Origin of the sequence: Pelomonas candidula (assembly GCF_043555985.1) — a bacterium.
Classification (GTDB): Bacteria; Pseudomonadota; Gammaproteobacteria; order Burkholderiales; family Burkholderiaceae_C; genus Pelomonas; species Pelomonas candidula.
The window spans coordinates 150,344-173,708 of record NZ_JBIGIC010000006.1 but is presented as its reverse complement, the minus strand read 5'-3'; the positions used below and the strand labels follow the sequence as shown (position 1 = coordinate 173,708).

Here is a 23,365-nt window from a genome sequence, read left to right as displayed (position 1 = left end):
GGCGGAACTTCAGCGAGAAATTACAGGGTCTTCAACAGGGCGTCGTAGGCGGTGGCGTCCATCAAGGCGTCGAGCTGGGCGGGGTTGCTCAGCTTGACCTTGAAGAACCAACCGGCCTTCAGCGGGTCGGAGTTGGCCAGCGCCGGGTCGTCGCGCAGCGCTTCGTTGACCTCGGTGATCTCGCCGTCGACAGGCATGTAGACGTCGGCCGCGGCCTTCACGGACTCGACGACGCCGGCGACTTCCTTCTCGGCAAAGGTCTTGCCGACTTCGGGCAGGTCCACGAAGACCACGTCGCCCAGCGCATCCTGCGCGTGCACGGTGATGCCCACCGTGGCGGTGCCGTCGCCGTGGACTTCAAGCCATTCGTGATCGGGGGTGTACTTGATGCTCATTGCGTTCAGCCTCGTTGGATTAGCCGCGGTAGTAGCGGTTGGGGGTGAAGGGGGTGGAGGAGACTGTCATCGGCGTGCGCTTGTCGCGCACGACGGCGAAGACTTCGGTGCCGACGGCGGCGTGGGCGGTGTCGAGATAGGCGAGGGCGACAGGCTGGTTAACCGTGGGGCCAAGGGTGCCGCTGGTGACGACGCCGATCTCGGTGCCGTCGGCGGTCACGATCCTGGCGCCTTCGCGCACGGGCATGCGCTCCTTGCCGACGAGGCCCACGCGCTTGCGGGCCGCGCCGTTGGCGAGCTGCTTGTCGATGACGGCCGCGCCCGGGTAACCGCCGGCACGCGCGCCACCGGCGCGGCGCACCTTCTGGATGGCCCAGGTGATGGACGCCTCGACCGGGGTGGTCGTCTCGTTGATGTCGTGGCCGTACAGGCACAGGCCGGCTTCCAGGCGCAGCGAGTCGCGCGCACCGAGGCCGATGGGCTTGACCTCGGCGTGGCTCAGCAGCTTGCGGGCGAGGGCCACGGCGTCGTTCTCGTGGACGGAGATCTCGTAGCCATCCTCGCCGGTGTAGCCCGAGCGGGTCAGGAAGGTGTCGATGCCATCAAGCTGGAAGAAGCCGCCGGTCATGAAGGTCAGCTTGGCGACGTCCGGGTTCAGGCGGGACAGCACGTCCACGGCCTGCGGGCCCTGCAGCGCCAGCAGCGCGCGCTCGGGCATGGGGATGACCTCGCAGCGACCCGCCAGATGCTTTTGCATGTGGGCGATGTCCTGCTCCTTGCAACCGGCGTTGACGACGACGAACAGGTCGTCAGGGCGCTTGCAGACCATCAGGTCGTCCAGCAGGCCGCCCTGCTCGTTCGTGAACAGCGCGTAGCGCTGCTTGAAGACGCCGAGGTCGACGATGTCGACGGGCACCAGCGTTTCGAGGGCCGCGGCGGCGCCAGCACCGACGAGGCGGACCTGGCCCATGTGCGACACGTCGAACAGGCCCGCGGCAGCGCGCGTGTGCTTGTGTTCGGCCATCACGCCGGCGGGGTATTGCACCGGCATGTCGTAGCCGGCGAAGGGCACCATCTTGGCGCCGAGTTCAAGATGGAGGGCGTGCAGCGGCGTTTGCAGCAGGGAGGACATCGGGAGCTCCGAGGGGGATTTCGGGTGTGGATGTCCTCGCTGTCCCTGGTACCTGAGAGATTGACCCTTGGCGAATCGCCACGGGCTTGCCCCTTCGGTGGGCTGGCTCAGGGGCCAGCCTCTCTCCAGTGAGGAACGCGTCGAGTGTCTGTCACCCGCCGCGTCTTGTCAGTCCTTCTGCCTGAGCGTTGTTGCGCCTTCGGCGGCCCCCAACTGCACCGGGGCGCTCTCCTGACGGGCGGCATTCTAGCCGCGGCCCGAGGCGCTCAACGTTTGTTCTTCTTGCCGGCCTTGGTGGCGGCCTTCTTTGCGGCCGGGCGGGTCATGGCCAGGCGAGCCGGCGCAGCCGGGGCGCCGGCGTCGGGCATGAGGATGTTGATGAAGATCTTCTCGCGCGCGGCGGCGGCCTGCAGCTTGGGGAACAGCGCGTCGAAGGCGGCGCGGCTCTTGCCGATGAAGTCTGCCGACTGGGTCTGGCCGACCAGCAGGCAGCCCTCGGTGTCGGCGGCGGTGTTGCCGGCGTGGATGCGCACGCCGTCGAAGTTGGGCACGTTCAGCAGCAGCGGCAGCAGCCGTTGAAAACGCTCGGAGAAGTTGATGACGACTTCGTAGCTGCCGGCCGGGATGGCGGTCATGCCCTTGATCTTGACCGGGCGCACGCAGTCCTCAAGCGTGTAGCACTCGAACTGGCCGTCGAGGTGCAGCTCGCCGATGGTGCTGCTGGCGGTCAATGTCTTGCGGAAGACCTGGATCTGCATGCGGGCTCCTGGCTGACGCCGCCGACGCTGGCGGCCGCGGCGAGTATGGGAGGCCTCGCACTTGCCGGCACCCTCCATCTTGTGGAAGGCGCCGGCCCGCCCAGGTTCAGTCGCCCAGGTGCCCCGACTCCAGCGCCTCGCCGTCGATGGGCATCGTCTTGCCATCCGAGCCCTCGAAGAACAGCGGCTTGCGGACCTTGGCCACGGGCGCGATCTGGTTCAACGTCTGCGCGTCGAACAGCCGGCCGTTCTGCATGACCTGGGCGACGCGGTCGCTCTGGCGGATGTCGGCCAGCGGGTTGCCGTCGATGACGACGAGGTCGGCCAGCTTGCCGGGCTCGATGGAGCCCAGGTCCTTGTCGAAGCCGAAGTTGCGAGCCGGATTGATGGTGGCCGTGCGCAGCGCCTCCATCGGCGTCATGCCGCCCAGCACGAACATCCACATCTCCCAGTGCGTGCCCAGGCCTTCGCGCTGGCCGTGGGCGCCGATCATCGTGTTGACGCCGGCGCGCGACAGCTGTGTCGCCGTGCGGGCCACGCGGATGATGTTGAAGTCCTCCTCCGGCGCCGTCTCGCGGCGCACGGAGCGTGGCTCCAGCACGGAGCGCGGCACGTAGCGGCTCAGCAGCGGATGCTTCCAGACGTCGGTGCGGGCGTACCAGTAGTGCTCGCCGTCCAGGCCGCCGTAGCCGACGTTCAGTGTCGGCGTGTAGCCGGTCGCTTGCTGGCTCCACAGCTGCTTGACGTCGTCCCAGACCTCGGCGATGGGCAGCGCGTGCTCCACCGTCGTGTGGCCGTCGACGACCATGGTCATGTTGTTCTGGAACAGGGCGCCGCCTTCGGGCACGACCATCAGGCCCGTCCGGCGTGCGGCTTCCAGCACCTGCTGCCGCTGGTCGCGGCGCGGCTGTTGGTAGCTCTTCACGCTGATGGCGCCCTCGGCCTTCTGGCGGTTCAGGTGGGTCAGCGCGTCGTCCAGGCTGTTGACGACCGACATGAACGGCGTCTTGGCGCCGTACAGGATGGTGCCGGTCGAGTAGATGCGCGGGCCCAGCACGAGGCCGGCGCGCTGCATCTCGGCCTGCGTGAAGATGGCGCTGTTGAGGTTGCTGGGGTCGTGCAGCGTCGTCACGCCGAAGGCCAGCGACGCGAGGTTGACCCAGCTCTGCTGCGGGATCAGGCCCGAGTCGTTCATCGCGCCATGCCAGTGGGCGTCGATGAAGCCGGGCACGATGGTCTTGCCGGTGGCGTCGATGCGTTTCGCGTCGGCCGGGATGGCAACGTCCTTGCCCACGGCGACGATGCGGTTGCCATCGACGACGACGGTGCCGCCTTCGATCACTTCATCGCCCTTCATCGTCACGAGGCGGGCACCGGTCAGCGCGACCTTGCCGGCGGGCTTGTCGCTGGCCTGCTCGAAGCCGATCTTCTGGCTCGTGGCCTTCTCCTTGCCGGCGGCGCTGGCCGTGAACAGCTCGTCGCCCAGCGTGAATTGCAGCTTGCTGCTGTCGCCGCTCCAGTGCAGGTCGTGGCCGGCATCGACGTCGAGCTGGCGCACCGGCAGCGCGTCCATCTTGGCGCCGACGGTGATGGTCTTGCCGGCCTGGCCCTGGACGGCGGGCAGTGGCGTCACATAGGCGTGGAAGCGTTCGACGAAGCCCAGCCACTGGCCGTCCGGCGACACGCTGTATTCGCTGGCCGAGTCGCTGCGCGCGACCTCGGTCTCGCTGTGGTCACGCAGGTGCAGCCGCATCAGCGAGAAGCGCTGATCGACCTCGCTGGTGCTGCTGGTCTTCGTGAAGAAGACCTCGTCGCTGCGGGCGCCGAACTGCGGGCTGCTGCCGTCCTTGCTGATGCGTTCGGGCTTGCCCGAGCCGTCCGCCGCGGCGATGTAGAGGCCCGTGTCCAGGCTGTACCACGGGCTGGTCAGGCCGCCACCCTTGACCTTGCGGTAGACGACCTGCCTGCCGTCCGGCGACAGTCGCGGTTCGAGGTACTTGCCGGGTTCCTTGACGAGCACCGTCTCCTTGCCCGACGCGAGATCCAGACGCCTGATGGTGCCCTGCGTGTCGTCGCGCCAGGTCGCGTAGACGAGGCTCTTGCCGTCGCGCGACCAGTTCGGCGCGAACTCGAAGGCCTCATCCTGCTTCGTCAGCCGGCGCGGCTTGCCGTCAGGCAGATCCTTCACGTACAGCGAGCCCAGTGCCGAGTAGACGACGCGCCTGCCATCCGGCGACACCTGCGCGCCGCGCAGCTGGTGCACGGCGAACTTCTCGGGCGCCACGTCCTGCGCAAACCGCATCGGCTCACGCAGCTCGCGCGTGTCCTTCACGTGGAAGGGGATCTCGGTGGCCGAGCCCTTGAATGGGTCGACGCGCCAGATCTTGCCTTCCGCCCAGACCACCAGCTCCTTGCTGCCGGGCAGCCACGCGAAGCTGGGGTAGACGCCCCACATCGCCCAGATCTCCTGCAGGTCGCGTGACAGACCGCTCCAGGCCGGACGTTCGACGCCGGTGGCGAGGTCCTTCAGAAACAGCGTGCTCTGGTTGCGCACGCGACGCACGAAGGCGAGGTATTTGCCGTCGGGGGAGGGCGTGGGCCGCACCGAGCCGCCCGGGCCTTGCACGAAGGGCTCGACGGAGCCGTCCGACAGGTCCTGGCGGAAGATCTTGTAGATCTCGCCGTTGCCGTCCTTGTTGTACTCGAACGTGCGGCCGGGCGTCGTGTCCTGGGAGTAGTACAGGTACTTGCCGTCGGCCGATATGGCCGGCTCGCCGAGGTCCTTCTGCCAGTTGGGCTTCTCGTTGAGCTGCACGCCCTTGTTTTTTGCGGCGTCGGCGTCCACGGCGAACAGCCAGATCTCGCCCGAGCCGGCGCTGCGCGTGCCGGTGTAGTGCTTGCGCGCCAGCAGGTACTTGCCGCTGGGATGCCAGACCGGGTTGTTCAGCAGCCGGAAGTCTTCCTTCGTGACGGCGCGGGCACCGCTGCCGTCGGCGCTCATGACCCACAGGTTGTCGCCGCCGCCGGCGTCGCTGAGGAAGGCGATCTGCTTGCCGTCAGGCGAGAAGCGCGCCTGCTGTTCCCAGGCGATGGAGTGCGTCAGTGCTTTGGCCTCGCCGCCGCCGATGGGCAGCATGTAGAGGTCGCCCAGCAGGTCGAAGACGAGGGTCTTGCCGTCGGGGCTCACGTCTACGCTCATCCACGTGCCGGTCCGCACGTCGATGCCGGCCGTCTTGGCCACGCCGGGCGGGGCGTTGACGTTCCAGGGGGCGGGCTTGGATGCGTCCTGCGCGTGGGCGGCCAGGGCGGCGGCCAGCAGCAGGGCAGGGGCGACGTTCAGACGAGGCATGGAAGGTATTTGGGAGAACCAAAACCTTCGATGCTAGCGAAGGGAGTCTTGCCTGATCGTTCGTCACGGGCGGGCAAACCCCAGGGGCTCGGCGGTCAGCCGAACAGCCACCAGACCAGCAGGCCGCCGAAGATGACCCACTGCAGCGCGTAGTAGGCGAAGCGGCTCTTCGCCTTGATGCGCTTGCCGAACAGGCGCACCTGCTGCACGTAGGCGAACAGCTTGTTGATGCCGCCGGTGCGATCGGTGTCCGAGTTGGGCGCGGACGCGGCGCGGATCAGCGTGTGGCTGATGAAGTGGTTGAACCAGCGCGCCACCGGGTTGTTCAGCGGCCGCTCGATGTCGCAGAAGAGAATGATGCGCATCATGTCCGACTGGTTCTCGGCGTAGTGCAGGTAGGTCTCGTCGAAGATGACGCCTTCGCCGTCGCGCCAGAAGTAGCGCTCGCCGTCGACCGAGATGTAGCAGCTGTCGGCATTGGGTGTGACGAGGCCCAGGTGATAGCGCAGCGAACCGGCGAAGGGGTCACGGTGCGTGACGAGCCGGCCGCCGGGGGGCAGGGCGGCGAACATCGCGGCCTTCACGGTCGGGATGCGCTGCAGCAGTTCGGTCGTCACGGGGCACAGCGCGCGGGCCGACGAGTGCGCCTCGTCGTACCACTTCAGGTGGAAACGCGTCCAGCCGGTCTTGAAGAAGCTGTTGAAGCCGGCGTCGTTGTACTTGTCGCTCTTCTTGATCTCGCCCGCCTCGGCCAGCTTGTAGGCCTCGGCGCGGATGTCCTGCCAATGGTCTTCCAGCAGCTTCAGCTCCGGGAAGCCCGATACCGGCAGGTAGGGCTTGGCCGGTAGCTTGGAGAACATGTACATCAGGCAGTTGATGGGCGCCATGAAGGTCGAGTGGTCCATCAACTGGCGGAAGAAGCGCAGACGCACCCGGCCGCGGAAGTGCACGTAGACCGTGCTGGCGATGAAGATCGCCACGATGGTGAGCTTGACGTAGGGGATGTCGTGGGTCATTTGCCGTAGAAGTCCGGTTCGCCGGGCGGCCGGGACTTGAAGCGCTTGTGCAGCCAGAAGTACTGGTGCAATTGTCGGCGCGCCTGAGCCTCGATGACGGCATTCATGCGCGTCGCGTCGGCGACAACGTCATCGGTCGGGAAATTCTCCAGCGCCGGCTCGATGACCAGCGTGTAGCCACCGGCCTCGCGCCGCGGGTAGCAAGGCAGCACGGCCGCCTTCGTGACGGCGGCCATGCGTGACAGCCCGCCGATGGTGGCGGCCGGCACGCCGAAGAACGGCACGAAGACCGAGTCGCGCTGGCCGAAGTCCTGGTCGGGCAGGTAGTAAAGCCGGTAGCCGTCCTTCAGAGCCCGCAGCGTGGGCCGCGTGCCTTGCTGGCGCGCGAAGATGATGCCGGTTCCCAGCCGCAGCCGCCTGGCGCGGAAGAAGGCGTCGAGCCACGGATCTTTCTGCACCGAGTAGATGCTGACGACGGGCGTCTCCATCGATACGCGCAGACCGGCCAGATCCAGCCCGGTGAAGTGAGGCATCATCAAGATGACGTTGCGGCCATCCAGTGCGCGCAGGTGCTCCAGGCCTTCGATGCGCATCAACCGCTTGAGCCGCTCGGGCGACGCGAACCAGCAGTAGCCGTACTCCAGCAGCATCTGCACCATGGCGACGAAATGCCGGCGCAGCAGCCGGGCGCGGGCTGCGGGCGTCCAGTCGGGCAGCACCAGCCTGAGGTTCACTTCGCCAATGTGCCGGCGTGAGGACGGCACGGCAGCAACGAGGTTGCCGAGCAGCCATCCCAGTGCCGAGATCACGCGGAACGGCAGCCAGCTCAACAACCAGACGAAGCCGACCACCAGCTTCACGCCCACGCAAGCACCTCAGCTAAATCCATCCACGGCATCATCCGCATCCCTAAGTTCAGGGGCGGCATCGTAGTGGGTCGGAAGGACTTCTTCTTCACGCGCTCGTTAGTTTACATAATGCACATTGACGACATAATTTGAGGTCGCGCAGGCTGCTTGGTCGGATGGCCCGTGGGCTGCAGCAGGCGCCAATGGTCCTTTCGTGCCCGCAGCGAGCCGACACGATTTCCCCCCTCGAGTCGCCCTAAACCGCGACACGATCTTCCTACCGGCGGCCCTCACCCGATGCCGCCGGCGGCGTCCGCGGCACCCGCGTGCCCGGCACCGCTCGCGCCGGCGCGCGACCTGGATGCGGAGACCCGGCGCCTGGTGCAGGACGGCCGGCTCAGTCGCCGGGAGGTGGCGGAGCGCCTCGGTCCCAGCGAGCGCACCTTCTACCGACGGCTCAAGGCGCTGGGCCTGAGCTGAGCCCCGCCGGGACGGCCTAGGGTTGCCACCAGGGTTCATTACATACGCAATCGTTAATATAAAGAAATGCTGATGTTGCTGCGGAGCAGCATCGATGGCGATGCGCCGATGGCGGCACGTCGCCACCATGAACCCAGGCAGGGTCCCCGGGACCGTGCCGCAGGAGACAAGGCTTCCCATGCCGTGCTCGATTCAGGCAGCGCGCATTGCCCCCGCCGGCGGGCGCCGCTCTTCAGGGGAGATGCCATCGTGACTCACGAGTCCTTTCCGTCGGGTCGCCTGCGCAAGGCGCCCGAGAACTTCCTGACGCCGGACGGCGTCCGCGCCGTGGTCGACGAGGCCAGGCAGGGGCGACGCGACTTCGTGCGTCACGCATTCGCTGCCGCGCTTGCTGGCGGGTCGGCTGCTGCTGCCGCGCAGGCAGGCCCGGCCGGCGACCCCGCCATCCTGACCCTGCCGGAGCACAGCCGCGGCCTGGGCCAGGCCGTGGCGACCGAAGGCTACGGCAAGCCCTCCCGGTACGAGGCCAATGTCCAGCGCCGGCCGAGCCCGGGCCTCACGCAGACGGCGCAGGCCTCCGTGTCTTTCGCGCCTCTGCAATCGCTGTTCGGCATCGTCACGCCCAGCGGGCTCCACTTCGAACGCCATCACCAGGGCTGGTGGGACATCGATCCGTCCAGGCACCGGCTGATGATCAACGGCAGCGACGACACGCTGCTGAACAAGCCGCTGGTCTTCACGATGGACGAGCTGATGCGGCTGCCGAGCGTGAGCCGCTTCCACTTCATCGAGTGCGGCGCCAACACGGGCATGGAGTGGGGCAATGTCGCTGTGCCCACCTGCCAGTACACCCACGGCATGCTCAGCTGCAGCGAGTTCACCGGCGTGCCGCTGCGCGTGCTGTTCGACCTGTGCGGCGTCGATTACAAGCGCGCCCGCTACGTGCTCGCCGAGGGCGCCGACGGCTCCAGCATGACGCGCACGGTGCCGATGGAGCTGGTGGAGAGCGGCGAGGTGTTCGTCGCCTACGGCCAGAACGGCGAGATGCTCCGGCCCGAGCAGGGCTATCCGCTGCGCCTGGTCGTGCCCGGCGTGCAAGGGGTGAGCTGGGTCAAGTACCTCAGGCGCCTGGAGGTGGGCGACCAGCCCTACGGCACCAAGGACGAGACCGTTCACTACGTCGACCTCATGCCCGGCGGCCTGCATCGGCAGTACACCAGCACGCAGGAATGCAAGAGCGTGATCACGACGCCCTCCGGCGGCCAGCTGCTGCTCGACAGGGGCTACTACCAGATCAGCGGCCTGGCCTGGTCGGGCCGCGGCAAGGTCAAGCGCGTGGACGTGACGACCGATGGCGGCCGCAACTGGCGCACGGCGCGCCTGCAGGACCCGGTCATGAGCAAGTGCCTCACGCGCTTCACGCTCGACTGGCAGTGGCATGGCAAGCCTGCCATCCTCCAGAGCCGCGCCATGGACGAGACCGGCTACGTGCAGCCCGGCACACGGCAGCTGCGCGCGGTGCGCGGCACGCGGTCGATCTATCACAACAACGCCATCCAGTCCTGGCTGGTCGAGGAAAGCGGGGAGGTCCGCAATGTCCAGCTCTCCTGAGCGTCTGTGCGTGGCGCTGCTCGGCGCCATGGCCTTGGCGACGGCCTCGGCCCAGCCGGCCTATCCGGGCATCGGCCGCGCCGCCACGCCGGCCGAGATCAAGGCCTGGGACATCGACGTCCGCCCGGACTTCAAGGGCCTGCCCAAGGGCGCGGGCAGCGTGGCCCAGGGGCAGGATCTCTGGGAGGCCAAGTGCGCCTCCTGCCACGGCGTGTTCGGCGAAAGCAATGAAGTGTTCTCCCCGCTCGTGGGCGGCACGACCGCCGAGGACATCAAGACAGGCCGCGTCGCACGTCTGAACGACACCACCTTCCCCGGCCGCACGACGCTGATGAAGGTCTCCACGGTCTCGACACTGTGGGACTACATCAACCGCGCGATGCCGTGGAACGCGCCGAAGTCGCTGAAGACGGACGAGGTCTATGCGGTCACGGCGTATCTGCTGAACCTGGGCGGCATCGTGCCCGACGGGTTCACGCTGAGCGACGCCAACATCGCCGAGGTCCAGAAGCGCATGCCCAATCGCAACGGCATGACCACGGCGCATGCGATGTGGCCTGGCAAGGGCATGGGCCAGCCTGGCGCGTTCGACGTGAAGGCCACGGCCTGCATGCACGACTGCGGCGCCGAGCCCAGGGTGGCCTCCCTGCTGCCCGACTTCGCCCGCAACAACAACGGCAACCTCGCCGAGCAGCAGCGCCTGGTCGGCCCCCAGCGCGGCATCGACACGACCCGGCCGCCGGGCGCGCGCCGGGACGGGCCGGCCACCGTGGCTGCGGCGCCCGCTGCGCCCACGGCACCGAATGCTGCCGCCGGCGCGCTGGCCCTGCTCAAGCAGCACGCCTGCACGGCCTGTCACGGCATGGAGCAAAAGCTCGTCGGGCCCGGCTTCAGGCAGGTCGCCGCCAGGTACGCCGGTCGAGCCGACGCCCAGGCCTATCTCGCCGGCAAGATCAAGGCCGGTGGCCAGGGCGTCTGGGGCGCGGTCTCGATGCCCGCCCAGCCCCTGTCCGACGCAGATCTCGCAACGCTCGCGAGCTGGCTCGCCGCGGGTGCGGCCAGCCACTGACCCCTGGATAGCCCGCATGCATTCCCCCACCAAGACTTCTAACGTGGACCGCCTGAAGGAGACTCCCATGACGAACCACCTGAACCGCCGCATGGCACTTGCCCGTTCCGCCCAGGTGGCCCTGATGCTCGGCGGCCTGGGCCTGCTGCCGCGCGCCGCGTTGGCGGCCTACCCCACCGCGGCTTTCGAGGCCAAGACCATCGCCGACCTGATGAAGGCGCTGGGTGCCGGCGCGCCCGTTGAGAGCAAGGACGTGACCATCACGGCGCCGGACATCGCCGAGAACGGCGCCGTCGTGCCCGTGGGCGGGTCGACGTCGCTGCCCGGCGTCAAGCGGCTGCTGCTGCTGGTCGAGAAGAACCCCAGCGTGCTGTCCGCCGCGTTCGACGTGAACGAGTCCGTCGAAGCCAGCTTCACGACGCGGGTCAAGATGGGCCAGTCGTCCAACGTGCTCGCCGTGGCGCTGATGGCCGACGGCCGCGTGCTGTATGCCCAGAAGGAAGTGAAGGTCACCCTCGGCGGTTGCGGCGGCTGACATGAAGCCCCTCCTCCAAGGCCTGCCCTGGCCGGGACCGCTCTGCGCCCAGGCGCTGCAGGGCTTCGGCAGGCACGGTCCGTCCTCAGCCCCCGCGGGGGCCGGGATGCCCAACTGAACGCCACGTAAACAGGAGACAAGACATGCCTGATCCCATGCGCATCCGAGCCCAGGCGGCCGGCGACAAGACGACCGTCCGTGTGCTGATGAGCCACGAGATGGAAACGGGCCTCCGCAAGGACGCGTCCGGCAAGACCATCCCGGCCTGGTTCATCCAGGAAGTGACGGCCCAACTCAACGGCAAGCCCGTGCTCACCGCCGAGTGGGGGCCGTCGGTATCCAAGAATCCCTTCCTGCAGTTCGTCGTGAAGGGGGCCAAGGCTGGCGACAAGATCGCCATCACCTGGCGCGACAACCGCGGCGAGACCCGCACCGACGAAGCCACGGTCTCCTGATCGTCGGCCGATCCGCCCGTTCGCCACTGCAGGAGGGCCCCATGCGCTCAAGACTGATTGCGTTCGCCGCCATCGCGGCCAGTGCCACCGCCACCCTACCCCTGGTGGCCCAGACGCCGCCGCCGCCCAAGTCCGCGGCGGACGGCATCGCCGAGTACCGCAAGATGCTGGAGGACGGCAACCCCGCCGAACTCTTCGAGGCCAAGGGCGAGGATCTCTGGAAGACGCCTCGCGGGCCCAGGCACGCGTCGCTGGAGGCCTGCGACCTCGGCCTGGGCCCGGGCGTTGTCAAGGGCGCCTGGGTGCAGCTGCCGCGGTTCTTCCCCGACACGAAGAAGGTACAGGACCTCGAGTCGCGCCTGTTGAGCTGCATGCAGACGCTGCAGGGCTTCGACGCCGCCGAGATCGCCGCCACGCCCTTCGACAAGGGCGAGCAGGCCACGGTCACCGCGCTGGCGGCCTGGATTTCGTCCATGTCGCGCGGCATGAAGATGGAACTGCCGCAGAAGCATCCCGAGGAGAAGCGCTTCTACGAGCTGGGCAAGCGCGCCTTCTTCTACCGCGGCGGGCCGATGGACTTCTCCTGCGCCAGCTGCCACGGCGAGGATGGCAAGCGCATCCGCCTGCAGGACCTGCCCAACCTCACGAAGAACCCGGGCGACGGCGTCGGCTTCGCAGCCTGGCCCGCCTACCGAGTCTCCAGCGGCGAGCTGTGGAGCATGCAGCGCCGGCTGAACGACTGCTTCCGCCAGCAGCGCTTCCCCTACCCCGGCTTCGCCTCCGACGTGACCGTGGCGCTGGGCGTCTACATGGGCGTCAACGCCAAGGGCGCCGAGTCCATCGCCCCCGCCATCAAGCGCTGAGGAGACCGACATGCAGATCCGACATCTCACGGCCCTGGCCCTGCTCACGGCCGCCAGCGCCCATGCCCAGACGGCCAAGCAACTGGACCAGCAGGCCGACGCGATGATGCGTGCGTCCTTCCGCGAGCAAGGCATCGCCAAGCTCGACCGCCTGAACCAGGACGATGCGCAGAAAGCCTGCTCCCAGGCCAAGCCCCCCTCCGCGGCGGTCACGAAAAAGATCGAAGCCGCCCAGATGGCCACCATCAAGTGGCCGGCTGACGGCCAGTACATCGGTGACTGGAAGGAAGGCGAGAAGCTGGCCCAGAACGGCCGCGGCATGACCTGGACGGATGCCAGCGCTGCCCCCGCCAAGAACGGGGCCATGTGCTACAACTGCCACCAGATCGACAAGAAGGAAATCTCCTTCGGCACGATCGGCCCGAGCCTCTGGAACTACGGCAAGCTGCGCGGCGTCACCGACCCCGCGGCCCCGGCCGCAGCCGCCATCGTCAAGTACACCTGGGGCAAGCTCTACAACAGCAAGGCCTACTCGGCCTGCTCCAACATGCCGCGCTTCGGCCATGCCGAGCTGCTCAACGAGCAGCAGATCCGCGACGTGATGGCCCTGCTGCTGGACCCCAAGTCCCCGGTGAACCAGTAGGCTGGCCATGTCCCTGTCCAAGCGCGATTTCCTGCAGGTGCTCGGCTGCGCCGCCGCGGCCGGCCTGCCGCTGTCCCAGGTGGCCGAGGCGTCCACTGAAAAGGCAGAAGCCCGGCTCTACGACCTGCCGCCCTTCGGCAACGTCTCGCTGCTGCACATGACGGACTGCCACGCGCAGCTCCAGCCCATCTACTTCCGTGAGCCCAGCGTCAACCTGGGCATTGGCAGCATGCAGGGCGAGCTGCCCCACCTGGTGGGCGAGCGGCTGCTGAAGGCGGCCGGCATGCGCCCCGGCACGGCGTCGGCCCATGCCTTCACGGCCTTGAACTTCGATACGGCCGCCCGCCGCTATGGCAAGGTGGGCGGGTTCGCTCACCTCGCCACGTTGGTCAAGCGCCTCAAGGCCAGCCGCCCCGGCGCGCTGCTGCTCGACGGCGGCGACACCTGGCAGGGCTCGGCCACGTCGCTCTGGACGAATGCGCAGGACATGGTGGACGCCTGCAAGCTGCTCGGCGTGGACATCATGACCGGGCACTGGGAGTTCACCTACGGCATGGAGCGGGTGAAGGAGATCGTCGACAAGGACTTCGCCGGCAACGTGGAGTTCGTGGCCCAGAACGTCAAGACGGCCGACTTCGGCGACCCGGTGTTCAAGCCCTACACGCTGCGCACGATCAACGGCGTGCCTGTGGCCATCATCGGCCAGGCCTTCCCCTACACGCCCATCGCCAACCCGCGCTACCTGGTGGCCGACTGGGAGTTCGGCATCCAGGACGCCAACATGCAGAAGGTGGTGGACGACGCCCGCGCGGCGGGCGCCCGGCTCGTCTGCGTCGTGTCGCACAACGGCATGGACGTCGACCTCAAGATGGCCTCACGCGTGCGCGGCATCGACGCCATCTTCGGCGGACACACCCACGACGGCGTGCCCGTGGCCGTGCCGGTCGGCAACGCGGGTGGCACGACGCTCGTCACCAACGCGGGCAGCAACGGCAAGTTCCTCGGCGTGATGGACTTCGACGTCAAGGGCGGCAGGCTGGTCGACTTCCGCTACCGCCTCCTGCCCGTCTTCGCGAACCAGCTGCGGCCCGATGCGGACATGCAGGCGCTGATCACCCGGGTCCGCGCGCCGTTCGAGCAGCGCCTGAACGAACAGCTGGCCGTGACCGACGGGCTGCTCTACCGCCGCGGCAACTTCAACGGCAGCTGGGACCAGCTCATCTGCGATGCGCTGATGGACGTGCAGGGCGCCGACATCGCCTTCTCGCCGGGCTTCCGCTGGGGCACCAGCCTGCTGCCGGGCGACACGATCACGCGCGAGCTGCTGATGGACCAGCTCGCCATCACCTACCCCTACGCCACGCTCACCGAGATGACGGGCACCACGATCAAGACCATCCTCGAAGACGTGGCGGACAACCTCTTCAACCCCGACCCCTACTACCAGCAAGGCGGCGACATGGTGCGCGTCGGGGGCCTGACCTACACGATGCAGCCCACCGAGGCCATGGGCCGGCGCATTGCCGACATGCGGTTGAACGGCAGGCCCATTGAGGCCGACAAGCGCTACAAGGTGGCCGGCTGGGCTCCGGTGGCCGAAGACGCCAGGAACGCGCCGGGCGTGAAGCCCGTCTGGGAACATGTGGAGGCCTGGCTGCGCAGCCAGGGCGGCCGCGTGAAGCCGCGCACGATCAACACGCCCAAGCTCATCGCCATGCAGGGCAACCCCGGCCTGATGCCTTCCTGAACGAGGAGATCGTGATGCGCGCACTGCTCGCTCCACTCGCGGCCCTGGCCCTGGGCTGCGCCGGCGCCGCCAATGCGGCCGACGCACTGCCGCTCTTCGCCACGCAGCAGCTCACGCCCGAGACCGCCCTGGTCGCCGCCCGCGCAGCGATGGCGCATTGCCGGACGGCCGGGCACCAGGTCGCCGTCGCGGTGGTGGACCGCAGCGGACTCGTGCAGGTGCTGCTGCGCGACCGCTTCGCTGGCGCGCACACCCTTGACATCGCCCCGCGCAAGGCCTGGACGGCCGCGAGCTTTCGCATGTCCACCGCCGCCCTGGCCGCCGAAACCCAGGCGGGCAAGCCTATGAGCGGCATCCGCCAGTCGGCCCAGGTGATGGCCATCGGTGGTGGCCAGGTCATCGAGGCGGCGGGCGCGGTGGTCGGCGCCATCGGCGTCTCGGGTGCGCCCGGCGGCGAGGCCGACGACGCCTGCGCCGCAGCCGGCGTCAAGGCCGTGACGGAGCTGATCGAGTTGAACGGCTGATCGCCACCCCGAGGAGAACTCCATGCACAAGCGCTTCGTGCTCGTCCTGTTCAGCCTGCTCCTCGCCGCGCCGCTGGCCTGGGCGGGCGACCTGGTCGTCTACCACTTCGACAACGCGGCGGCGCAGGGCCTCAAGGGGCTGCGCAACATCCGCAACCACCTCGACACCGACCCCTCGGCGCAGATCACCGTGGTCACCCACGCCGAGGGCGTGGACATGCTCATGGAAGGCGCCAAGGCCCCGAACGGCACCGAGTTCGCGCCGCTGGTCTCGGCACTCAAGGCGCGCGGCGTGCGCTTCGAGGTCTGCGAGATCACGCTGAAGAACCGGGGCTTGAGCAAGGACCAGTTCGTGCTGGAAGCCGACTACACGCCCTCCGGCGTCGTGCGCCTCGTGAAGCTGCAGAAGGCGGGCTACGCCTACATCAAGCCTTGAGCGGCCTCGACACGCGCTGACGCGCCGCAGGCCGCGGCCATGGTCGCATTCCCCATGTCCCTCGAATCCCTGATCGACCGACTCGGCGAACCCGGCACGCTCGCCCTCGGCGCGGCCGTCATCGGCGTGGCGTTCGGCATCTTCACCCAGCGCTCGCGCTTCTGCCTGCGGGCCGCGGTCATCGAGTTCGCCCGCAACCAGCGCACCGGCGGCCGCCTGACGGTGTGGCTGTTTGCCTTCGCCACCGCCGTCGGCGCCACGCAGATGCTGGCGCTGCTGGGGGCGTTCGACGCCGGCAACGCGCGCCAGATCGCCGCCCGTGGCAGCCTGTCGGGCGCGGCGATCGGCGGGGCGCTGTTCGGCATCGGCATGATCCTCGCGCGGGGCTGCTCCAGCCGCATGCTGGTGCTGGCGGCGCAAGGCAACCTGCGTGCGCTGCTGTCCGGCCTGATCTTTGCGGTCACGGCGCAATCCGCGCTGACCGGCGCCCTGTCGCCGCTGCGCCAGGCCATCTCCGAGTGGTGGACCATCGACGGCGGCGGCGCGCGGGACCTGCTCGCCCGCACCGGCGTCGGGCACACCGGTGCCCTGCTCTTCGCGGCCGTGTGGTTCGCGGCGGCGGTGTTCTGGGCGCGGCGCCAGCACGTCGGGGCCTGGGGCTGGGGCGGCGCCATCGGCGTGGGCCTGACGGTTGCGGCGGGCTGGTGGTTCACCTATGCCGTCTCCAGGCTCGCCTTCGACCCGCATCCGATCCAGTCGCTCAGTTTCACCGGCCCGTCGGCGGAGGTCCTCAGCCGCGTGCTCTTTGTCAGCGACAAGCCGCTGAGCTTCGACGTCGGGCTCATCCCGGGCGTCTTCCTCGGCGCCTTGCTGGCTGCTGCGCTGTCGGGCGAGCTGAAGCTGGAGGGCTTCCAGGGCGGCGCGAGCATGCGGCGCTACATCGCAGGAGCCGTCTGCATGGGCTTCGGCGGCATGCTGGCGGGCGGCTGCGCCGTCGGGGCGGGGCTGTCCGGCGCGGCGGTCTTCACGGCAACCTCGTGGGTGACGCTGGCGGGCATCTGGATCGCCGCCGCGCTGACCGACCGCATCGTCGACCAGGGCGACGTGCCGCCCGCCGCGACCGAGGCTGGAGCCGTGCGATGAGGACGTGGCTGATCGCCGTGCATGCCCTGTGGACTGCCACCACCGCAGGGGCCGCACCACTGACGCTGCAGCCCGTCGCGCCCGACATCTGGTTCGTGCAGGGCGAGGCGGCGTTGGGCTCGCCCGAGAACCGCAACTTCATCTCGAACGCCGGCGTCATCGTCACGCCCGCCGGGGTGGTGGTCGTCGACGCGCTGGGGTCACCCGCGGTCGCCATGGACCTGCTCGATGCCATCCGCCGCGTCACGCCCCTGCCCGTGCGCTACGTCGTGCTGACCCACTACCACGCCGACCACATCTACGGCCTGCAGGTGTTCAAGGACCAGGGCGCCACCGTGCTGGCGCACGAGGCCGCGCGCGAATACCTGCAGTCCGACACGGCCCGGCTGCGCCTGCAAGCCAGCCGTGCAAGCCTGGCACCCGCCGTGGACGCCCGGACCCGCCTGGTGCCTGCCGACCGCTGGCTGCGGACCGACGAGGTGCTGGACCTCGGCGGCGTTCGCCTGCAGTTGCGCCACGTCGGCCCGGCCCACACGCCCGAGGACCTCACGGTCTTCGTCGAAGGCGCGCGGGTGCTGTTTGCCGGCGACTTGGCCTTCCGCGGGCGCATCCCCTACGTGGGCCAGGCGGACAGCCGTGGCTGGATCGCCGCCCTCGCACGCCTCATCGACAACGCGCCGGCGGCCATCGTGCCCGGCCACGGCCCCATGTCCACCGAAGCCCTGGCCGACCTGCGCATGACGCGCGACTACCTGCAGTACCTGCGCGACACGATGGGCCGCGCTGCCGCCGACATGCAGCCGTTCGAGGAGGCCTACGCCACCACCGACTGGAGCGCCTATGAGCAACTGCCGCTGTTCAAGGCAGCCAACCGCATGAACGCCTACAACACCTACCTGCTGATGGAGCGCAACGCCCCATAGCGCCTGCCCTGGATGCCGGAACAAGACACATGCCCGCCATCAAACCCGGGCTGGCGTGACAACAGTCAAACGAATGGAACGGCCGGCGTGGATGACTGAGCCATTTGTGTCAGTCGCAGCGCAGAATCATCCAACGACGCGCAGGAATGGCGGAGCTGACAAGAATCGACGCTGACGCCTCCCTGTCGATGCCGATATCCGTTCAACCATGGAGACCGTATGAATTTCTTCAGTTCTCGCCGCCGCCTGCTCAGCGCTGTTCTCTTGAGTTTCGGGATCGTGGGCATAGCCCAGGCCGGTGACCGCGGCACCGCCGCCGAGGCCGAAGCCATGGTCAAGCGCGCCGTTGCCTACATCAAGGAGAAGGGGCCGGAGAAAGCCTACGACGAGTTCACCAACGGGAAGCAGTTCAAGGATCGCGACCTCTACGTGATCGTCTATGACCTGGAGGGCAAGAACCTCGCGCAGGGGGCGAACCCCAAATTGGTCGGAAAAAACCTCATCGGGCTGAAGGACCCTGACGGCAAGCCCCTGATCAAGATGTTCGTGGACCTGGCCAAGACCAAGGGCAAGGGCTGGGTCGAGGGCTACAAGTTCCTGAACCCGCTCACCCAGAAGATCGAGAACAAGTCCATGTACCTAGAGCGTGTTGGCGACACCCTCGTGGGATGTGGCATCTACAAGGACTGAGCCTTCAGACCGATCCGACACGCCGCCGAAGCCCTGTCAAGCCCGGCGGCGGCTTGGGCGTCCGACGCTGCCGCTTCACCCACAGGCTCACGATGAATCTGCGCAATCTCAATATCGGTCCCCGACTCGCCTTGGGGTTTGGCGTCATCCTGATCGCTGCGTCGGCCATGGTCGTCGGGGCGCTGGTGGCCAGCGGCGCAAGCCGCGGCGCCCTGCTGGACACGCTGCAGCAGGCCGCAGCGCGCCAGGAGCTTGCCGTCGAGATGCAGGCTCATCTGTTGTCCAGCGCGGTCGCCGTCCGGAACATGGGGCTGCAGAGCGAGGTGGACGGTGTGCAGCGAGACGAGAAGCGCGCCAAGGACGAGCGTGCCGCCTACGTCGCCGCGAAGGGCAAGATCGAAGCGCAGGACCTGAGCGCCGACGAGAAGGCGCTCTTCGGTCGGCTGGAGAACATCGATGCCGAGATGAATGCCCGGTTCAAGGAGGCGGTCGACCTGGCTGCCCAGTTCAACACCGAACAGGCCGGCAAGATCATCACCGAGAAGATCGACCCCCTGCTGACGCGGGCAGCGACCGAGCTGGCCGGCTTCATCCAGCTGCAGAAGCAGCGGACGCAGGCGGCGACCGAACTCGCCAACGCCAGCCATCGCCGCACCGTCATCTCCTTGACGGCCCTGGGTGTGGTGATGCTGCTGGGCGCCGTGTTCATTGCATGGCAACTCACGCGGAGCATTACCGCGCCACTGCAGGTGGCCGTCGAGGTGACGGGCCGGGTGTCGCTCGGAGACCTGGCGACGGACATCAAGGTGACCGGCCGCGACGAGGCCGCCCGCCTGCTCGAAGGCCTGCAGCAGATGCGCCTGAGCCTGTCGCGTCTCGTTCAGGAGGTTCGCGACGGAGCGGAAGGCATCTCGGGCGGGGCCAGCGAGATTGCGACCGGCAACGCCGACCTCTCGCATCGCACGGAGAGCCAGGCCAGCAGCCTGGAGGAGACGGCGGCCTCCGTGGAACAGCTCAGCGCAACGGTTCGAAGCAATGCCGACACCGCGCAGCAGGCCGACCGCGAAGCCAGTACGGCAAGCCAGGCTGCCACCCGGGGCGGCCAGATCGTCGGTCAGGTGGTCGCGACGATGGGCGAGATCAGCACGGCCTCGCGCAAGATCGCCGACATCATCGGCGTGATCGACGGCATCGCCTTCCAGACCAACATCCTGGCACTCAATGCCGCCGTCGAGGCAGCGCGTGCGGGCGAGCAGGGGCGCGGCTTTGCCGTCGTGGCTGGCGAGGTGCGTACGCTGGCAGGCCGTGCGGCCGATGCGGCGAAGGAGATCAAGAGCCTCATCGGCGCCAGCGTCGAGCGAGTCGAGGCTGGCACCCGATTGGTCGACGAGGCCGGCGCGTCGATGCAGGACATCGTGGCGCAGGTCAGCCGCGTCGCCACCCTGATCGGGGAGATCAGCAGCTCTGCGCTGGAACAAACCAGTGGCATCGGACAGATCAACCAGGCGATCACGAGCCTGGACCAGGTGACGCAGCAGAACGCAGCCCTCGTCGAACAGGCGGCTGCCGCGGCAGACAGCCTCAATCAGCAAGCCGTCCGCATGGTCGAGGCGGTGAGCGTCTTCAAGCTCCGCTGACGGCGGTGGCGCTCGTCCTGGCTGAAGTGACGGCCGCGGGCGCTGCCAGCGAAGCCGACGGCGTGACGGTAGCACTGGGGGCATCCGCGTCTCCGTCCTGCCGTCGGGTCTCGCCAACGCGCATCCCCGGCGAGACGAGGGAGGAAGACCGGTGTGACTGGCTCCAGGCTCAGGCCTGCTCCAGGCGCCATTCCTGATAGCGCAGGCCGGCCCAGGCGCCGGCCACCATCGCGCCCACCGCCAGGAAGCTGCTCACCGAGAGCGTCGACACGCCCGTGATGCCCTGCCCCACCGTGCAGCCCATCGCCACGATGCCGCCCACGCCCATGCAGACGGCGCCGACGAGATGCAGGCCCAGGTCGCCGACGTTGGCGAAGCCTTCCCAGCGGAAGCTGTCGTCCTTCCAGGCCATCAGGGCCGCGCCGGCGACGATGCCGCCGACCGTCGCGATGCCCAGCGTCAGCGTCTTGCTCTGATCGCTGAACATCAGCAGCCAGTCCAAGGCATACGCCACCGGCGCGATCGTGCTGAGCGACTCCATGCGGCGCGAATTGGTGGCCAGGTAGACGGGCTCCAGCGTCCGCGGGTCCTCGGGCAGATAGCCCAGGTGGCCCGAGACCCACCACAGGGCGGTGATGACCCCAGCGACCGCGCCGCCGATGACCAGCACCTGCCAGGGACGCTCCTGCCGCCCGCGTGAGGCGAGCGCCAGCAGCAGCAATCCCGGCACGCCGGCCAGGCTCCATCCCCAATGGACGGCGCTGCCGCCCAGCAGGCCGGCCGCCAGCGCGGGCAGCGACTGGCCTGACGGCAGCTCGACGAAGACCTTCTCCAGCGTGCCCACCCGCGCCACGGCCGTGATGCCCCGCAGCGTCGCCCCGGCGGCAATCGCGGCCACCAGCAGCACCACCAGGGATTTCAGGTTGCCGCCGCCCAGGCGGACCAGGTTGCGGCTGATGCAGCCCGAACCGAGCACCATGCCGAAGCCGAACAGGGCGCCGCCGACCATTGCCGACAGCCACAGCAGCCGCGGCCCGGTGTAGATGCTCGTCGCCGGGTCGATGGCGCCGCCGGCGGCCAGCGCCTGGAAACCCAGCATCGCCGCACCGCTGGCCGCCATCCACAGGCGCGCCCGGCGCCAGTCCCCCATCGTGTAGACGTCGGAGATCGCACCCATGGTGCAGAAGCGCGTGCGCTGGCACAGCGCCCCGAAGATCACGGCCAGGCCGAATGCCGCCGCAAGCACCTGGCGCGTGAGGGCGGGCAAGCTCGATTCGTCCATGGCGGTCAGTGTTTGCGCAAGTTGGGAGACCGCGCCATTCTCGGTTCAAGGGAGGCGCACATCGGCGCTTGCTGATACAGTGATTTTCCCGATCTGTCCGCCCTGCCCCGTTGCGATGACTGACGCCCCTGAAGAAGACCGCGTCTTCGAGTCTGCTGCTGAACTCTTCGGTGTGCTGGCCACGCCGATCCGCCTGAAGATCATCAGCGCGGTGTGCAATGGAGAGCGCAACGTCTCGGAGCTGCTGGCGCAAATCCCGACCACCCAGCCGAACATGTCGCAGCACCTGTCCACGCTCTATCGGGCGGGCATCCTGGGCAAGCGGCGCGAAGGCACGCAGATCTACTACCGGCTGCAGAGCGAGAAGGTGGCGATGCTGTGCCGTGCCGTGTGCACGCAGCTCGCGGTGGAGCTGGACGGGGACGAGCCGGTGCCCAGCGAAGAACGGCTGCTGGTTGGCGGCCTGCGCTGAGAAGTTCGATGCACTTGCTGGACCGGCGTCAGTGGAACACCCGGCTGGCGGCGTACCTCGCGGCTGCATCCCTGCCATCGGTCCATGCCGGTGAACCCTTGAAGAACGTTCCGGCCCTGGGGTCGGCCTTGCGCTTGCCGGATGTGCCCCTGCTGGAAGGCGGTGAGTTCATGGCGACTGCAGCTCAGGGTCAAGTGGTTGTCGTGTATTGGTGGGCCAGTTGGTGCCCGTTCTGTGCCCAGGTCACGCCCCACATCCAACAGCTGTGGCATACGCAGCGAGATCGGGGTTTGCAGGTCCTCGGTCTGTCCATCGACCAGGACCCGGCCGCTGCCAAGGCCTACCGCGCCCGCCGGCGCTACGACTTCCCCAGTGGTTGGGTCACGCCGGCTGTCGAAGCCATCTTGCCCAAGCCGCAGGGACTGCCAGTGACCGTTGTGCGCGGTCGTGACGGCCGTGTAGCCGCTGCGGAGACCGGCCAGATCTTCCCGGAAGACGTGGAAGCGCTGGCGCGCTTCCTTTAGCGGGCTGGGCGCCCCAGGGCGCTGTCCACCCAGGCGCCAAGTTGCGCCGCCGATATCGCGCCGCTCTGGCGAGCGACCTCCTGGCCGCCCAGGAACAGCACCTTGGTCGGGATGCTGCGGATCTGCGGGGCCGCACCGCTCTGCGGCGCAGCGTCGCTGTCCACCTTCACGAAGCGAAGGTCCGGTCGCACCGCAGCCAGTTGGGCGAAGTGCGGTGCGTAGGAGCGGCAGGGACCGCACCAGGCCGCCCAGAAGTCCACCAGCACCGGCGCCTCCGTTTCTTGAAGACAGGCGCTTAGGTCGGCATCGCCGAGGGCCACGGGCCGACCTCGGCTTCGGCCTGCTGCTGAAGAGGTACGTCACCGATGTGCGTCAGGCCACGCCCGAGATCATCGAGCGCGCCGTCAACGGCACCGTGCCGCGCGTCGCGTCGATGTTCTGGAGCTTCCGCCTCATGGTGGGCCTGGGCATGCTGATGCTGGCGCTGTTCGGCCTGTCGTTCTGGACCACGCTGAAGGGCGCCTGCGCCTACCGGCCCCGGCTGCTGAAGTGGGCGCTGTGGATGCTGCCGGCGCCGTGGCTGGCCTGCGAGCTGGGCTGGTTCGTCGCCGAGTACGGCCGCCAGCCCTGGACGATCTACGGCGTGCTGCCCACGCACCTGAGCGTGTCCACGATCAGCGCCGAGAGTCTGTACGGCTCGCTGGCCGGCTTCGTGGGCTTCTACACGGTGCTGCTCATCGTCGAGGTCTACCTGATGCAGAAGTTCGCGCGCCAGGGGCCGGGGTCGCTGGGCACCGGTCGCTACGACCACGAACCCGCACACGCCTGAGGAG

The 23,365-nt window shown here is 68.4% G+C and carries 25 protein-coding genes and 2 riboswitches; of the genes, 17 read left to right on the top strand and 8 right to left on the bottom strand.

The genetic code is table 11. The features are described from left to right. Window positions 1-20: 20 nt before the first annotated feature. The 6 genes from gcvH to ACG04R_RS13985 all read right to left on the bottom strand — a co-directional run bounded on the left by gcvH (window position 21) and on the right by ACG04R_RS13985 (window position 7,510). On the bottom strand, window positions 21-395 hold the full coding sequence (gene gcvH / locus ACG04R_RS14010) for a glycine cleavage system protein GcvH (protein ID WP_394411373.1): 375 nt from the start codon (window positions 393-395) through the stop codon (window positions 21-23). A gap of 19 nt (window positions 396-414) precedes the next feature. Beyond that, on the bottom strand, window positions 415-1,527 hold the full coding sequence (gene gcvT / locus ACG04R_RS14005; protein WP_394411370.1) for a glycine cleavage system aminomethyltransferase GcvT: 1,113 nt from the start codon (window positions 1,525-1,527) through the stop codon (window positions 415-417). 29 nt (window positions 1,528-1,556) lie between these two features. Then, window positions 1,557-1,666, bottom strand: a riboswitch (glycine riboswitch). A 20-nt stretch (window positions 1,667-1,686) separates the two neighbouring features. Next, a riboswitch (glycine riboswitch) is annotated at window positions 1,687-1,771 on the bottom strand. A 22-nt stretch (window positions 1,772-1,793) separates the two neighbouring features. Continuing rightward, window positions 1,794-2,285, bottom strand: a complete 492-nt coding sequence (locus tag ACG04R_RS14000; RefSeq protein WP_394411367.1) for a DUF5675 family protein — start codon at window positions 2,283-2,285, stop codon at window positions 1,794-1,796. 106 nt (window positions 2,286-2,391) lie between these two features. Next, window positions 2,392-5,634, bottom strand: a complete 3,243-nt coding sequence (locus ACG04R_RS13995) for an amidohydrolase family protein (protein ID WP_394411364.1) — start codon at window positions 5,632-5,634, stop codon at window positions 2,392-2,394. A gap of 95 nt (window positions 5,635-5,729) precedes the next feature. Next, entirely contained in the window at window positions 5,730-6,650 is a 921-nt protein-coding gene (locus ACG04R_RS13990) for an aspartyl/asparaginyl beta-hydroxylase domain-containing protein (RefSeq protein ID WP_394411362.1), read from the bottom strand. After that, complete coding sequence (locus ACG04R_RS13985) at window positions 6,647-7,510, bottom strand: LpxL/LpxP family acyltransferase (RefSeq protein ID WP_394411359.1); 864 nt, start codon at window positions 7,508-7,510, stop codon at window positions 6,647-6,649. Before ACG04R_RS13985 ends, ACG04R_RS13990 begins: the two co-directional genes overlap by 4 nt. A gap of 285 nt (window positions 7,511-7,795) precedes the next feature. Here ACG04R_RS13985 and ACG04R_RS28660 point away from each other — a divergent pair, with 285 nt between their 5' ends. The 14 genes from ACG04R_RS28660 to ACG04R_RS13920 all read left to right on the top strand — a co-directional run bounded on the left by ACG04R_RS28660 (window position 7,796) and on the right by ACG04R_RS13920 (window position 20,254). Then, the gene (locus ACG04R_RS28660) at window positions 7,796-7,978 is read left to right on the top strand and encodes a winged helix-turn-helix transcriptional regulator (RefSeq protein WP_474103657.1); all 183 of its coding nucleotides are present in this window, start codon (window positions 7,796-7,798) and stop codon (window positions 7,976-7,978) included. Window positions 7,979-8,227: 249 nt separating this feature from the next. Beyond that, window positions 8,228-9,589, top strand: a complete 1,362-nt coding sequence (soxC, locus tag ACG04R_RS13980) for a sulfite dehydrogenase (RefSeq protein ID WP_394411356.1) — start codon at window positions 8,228-8,230, stop codon at window positions 9,587-9,589. Then, window positions 9,573-10,658: a c-type cytochrome gene (locus tag ACG04R_RS13975; RefSeq protein ID WP_394411353.1), complete on the top strand. Its 1,086-nt coding sequence runs from the start codon at window positions 9,573-9,575 to the stop codon at window positions 10,656-10,658. Before soxC ends, ACG04R_RS13975 begins: the two co-directional genes overlap by 17 nt. A gap of 67 nt (window positions 10,659-10,725) precedes the next feature. Beyond that, window positions 10,726-11,193, top strand: coding sequence for a thiosulfate oxidation carrier protein SoxY (gene soxY / locus ACG04R_RS13970; RefSeq protein WP_394411350.1), 468 nt, complete (start codon window positions 10,726-10,728; stop codon window positions 11,191-11,193). 143 nt (window positions 11,194-11,336) lie between these two features. Continuing rightward, a complete protein-coding gene (soxZ, locus tag ACG04R_RS13965; protein ID WP_394411347.1) occupies window positions 11,337-11,648 on the top strand; it encodes a thiosulfate oxidation carrier complex protein SoxZ in 312 nt (103 codons plus the stop codon). Between the two features lie 41 nt (window positions 11,649-11,689). After that, the gene (soxA, locus tag ACG04R_RS13960) at window positions 11,690-12,511 is read left to right on the top strand and encodes a sulfur oxidation c-type cytochrome SoxA (protein WP_394411344.1); all 822 of its coding nucleotides are present in this window, start codon (window positions 11,690-11,692) and stop codon (window positions 12,509-12,511) included. Window positions 12,512-12,521: 10 nt separating this feature from the next. Continuing rightward, window positions 12,522-13,154: a sulfur oxidation c-type cytochrome SoxX gene (soxX, locus tag ACG04R_RS13955; RefSeq protein WP_394411341.1), complete on the top strand. Its 633-nt coding sequence runs from the start codon at window positions 12,522-12,524 to the stop codon at window positions 13,152-13,154. Window positions 13,155-13,161: 7 nt separating this feature from the next. After that, window positions 13,162-14,901: a thiosulfohydrolase SoxB gene (soxB, locus tag ACG04R_RS13950; protein ID WP_394411338.1), complete on the top strand. Its 1,740-nt coding sequence runs from the start codon at window positions 13,162-13,164 to the stop codon at window positions 14,899-14,901. 14 nt (window positions 14,902-14,915) lie between these two features. Continuing rightward, window positions 14,916-15,425, top strand: coding sequence for a GlcG/HbpS family heme-binding protein (locus tag ACG04R_RS13945; protein WP_394411335.1), 510 nt, complete (start codon window positions 14,916-14,918; stop codon window positions 15,423-15,425). A gap of 22 nt (window positions 15,426-15,447) precedes the next feature. Then, complete coding sequence (locus ACG04R_RS13940; protein ID WP_394411332.1) at window positions 15,448-15,861, top strand: DsrE family protein; 414 nt, start codon at window positions 15,448-15,450, stop codon at window positions 15,859-15,861. A gap of 54 nt (window positions 15,862-15,915) precedes the next feature. After that, on the top strand, window positions 15,916-17,004 hold the full coding sequence (locus ACG04R_RS13935; RefSeq protein ID WP_394411329.1) for a YeeE/YedE family protein: 1,089 nt from the start codon (window positions 15,916-15,918) through the stop codon (window positions 17,002-17,004). Then, window positions 17,001-17,927, top strand: coding sequence for an MBL fold metallo-hydrolase (locus tag ACG04R_RS13930; RefSeq protein WP_394411326.1), 927 nt, complete (start codon window positions 17,001-17,003; stop codon window positions 17,925-17,927). Before ACG04R_RS13935 ends, ACG04R_RS13930 begins: the two co-directional genes overlap by 4 nt. 219 nt (window positions 17,928-18,146) lie before the next feature. Then, on the top strand, window positions 18,147-18,617 hold the full coding sequence (locus ACG04R_RS13925) for a cache domain-containing protein (RefSeq protein WP_394411323.1): 471 nt from the start codon (window positions 18,147-18,149) through the stop codon (window positions 18,615-18,617). 92 nt (window positions 18,618-18,709) lie between these two features. Continuing rightward, on the top strand, window positions 18,710-20,254 hold the full coding sequence (locus tag ACG04R_RS13920; RefSeq protein WP_394411320.1) for a methyl-accepting chemotaxis protein: 1,545 nt from the start codon (window positions 18,710-18,712) through the stop codon (window positions 20,252-20,254). A gap of 169 nt (window positions 20,255-20,423) precedes the next feature. Here the strand turns inward: ACG04R_RS13920 and ACG04R_RS13915 are convergent, their stop codons facing one another. Beyond that, a complete protein-coding gene (locus ACG04R_RS13915; protein WP_394411318.1) occupies window positions 20,424-21,536 on the bottom strand; it encodes a YeeE/YedE family protein in 1,113 nt (370 codons plus the stop codon). A gap of 115 nt (window positions 21,537-21,651) precedes the next feature. Here ACG04R_RS13915 and ACG04R_RS13910 point away from each other — a divergent pair, with 115 nt between their 5' ends. Further along, on the top strand, window positions 21,652-22,008 hold the full coding sequence (locus ACG04R_RS13910; protein WP_394411316.1) for an ArsR/SmtB family transcription factor: 357 nt from the start codon (window positions 21,652-21,654) through the stop codon (window positions 22,006-22,008). 8 nt (window positions 22,009-22,016) lie between these two features. Next, complete coding sequence (locus ACG04R_RS13905; RefSeq protein WP_394411314.1) at window positions 22,017-22,532, top strand: TlpA family protein disulfide reductase; 516 nt, start codon at window positions 22,017-22,019, stop codon at window positions 22,530-22,532. Here the strand turns inward: ACG04R_RS13905 and ACG04R_RS13900 are convergent. Continuing rightward, window positions 22,529-22,852, bottom strand: a complete 324-nt coding sequence (locus ACG04R_RS13900; RefSeq protein WP_394411311.1) for a thioredoxin family protein — start codon at window positions 22,850-22,852, stop codon at window positions 22,529-22,531. The genes ACG04R_RS13905 and ACG04R_RS13900 overlap by 4 nt on opposite strands. A gap of 47 nt (window positions 22,853-22,899) precedes the next feature. On the opposite strand from ACG04R_RS13900, the gene ACG04R_RS13895 reads away from it, so the two are divergent. Then, on the top strand, window positions 22,900-23,361 hold the full coding sequence (locus tag ACG04R_RS13895) for a cytochrome ubiquinol oxidase subunit I (protein ID WP_394411308.1): 462 nt from the start codon (window positions 22,900-22,902) through the stop codon (window positions 23,359-23,361). Window positions 23,362-23,365 lie beyond the last annotated feature (4 nt).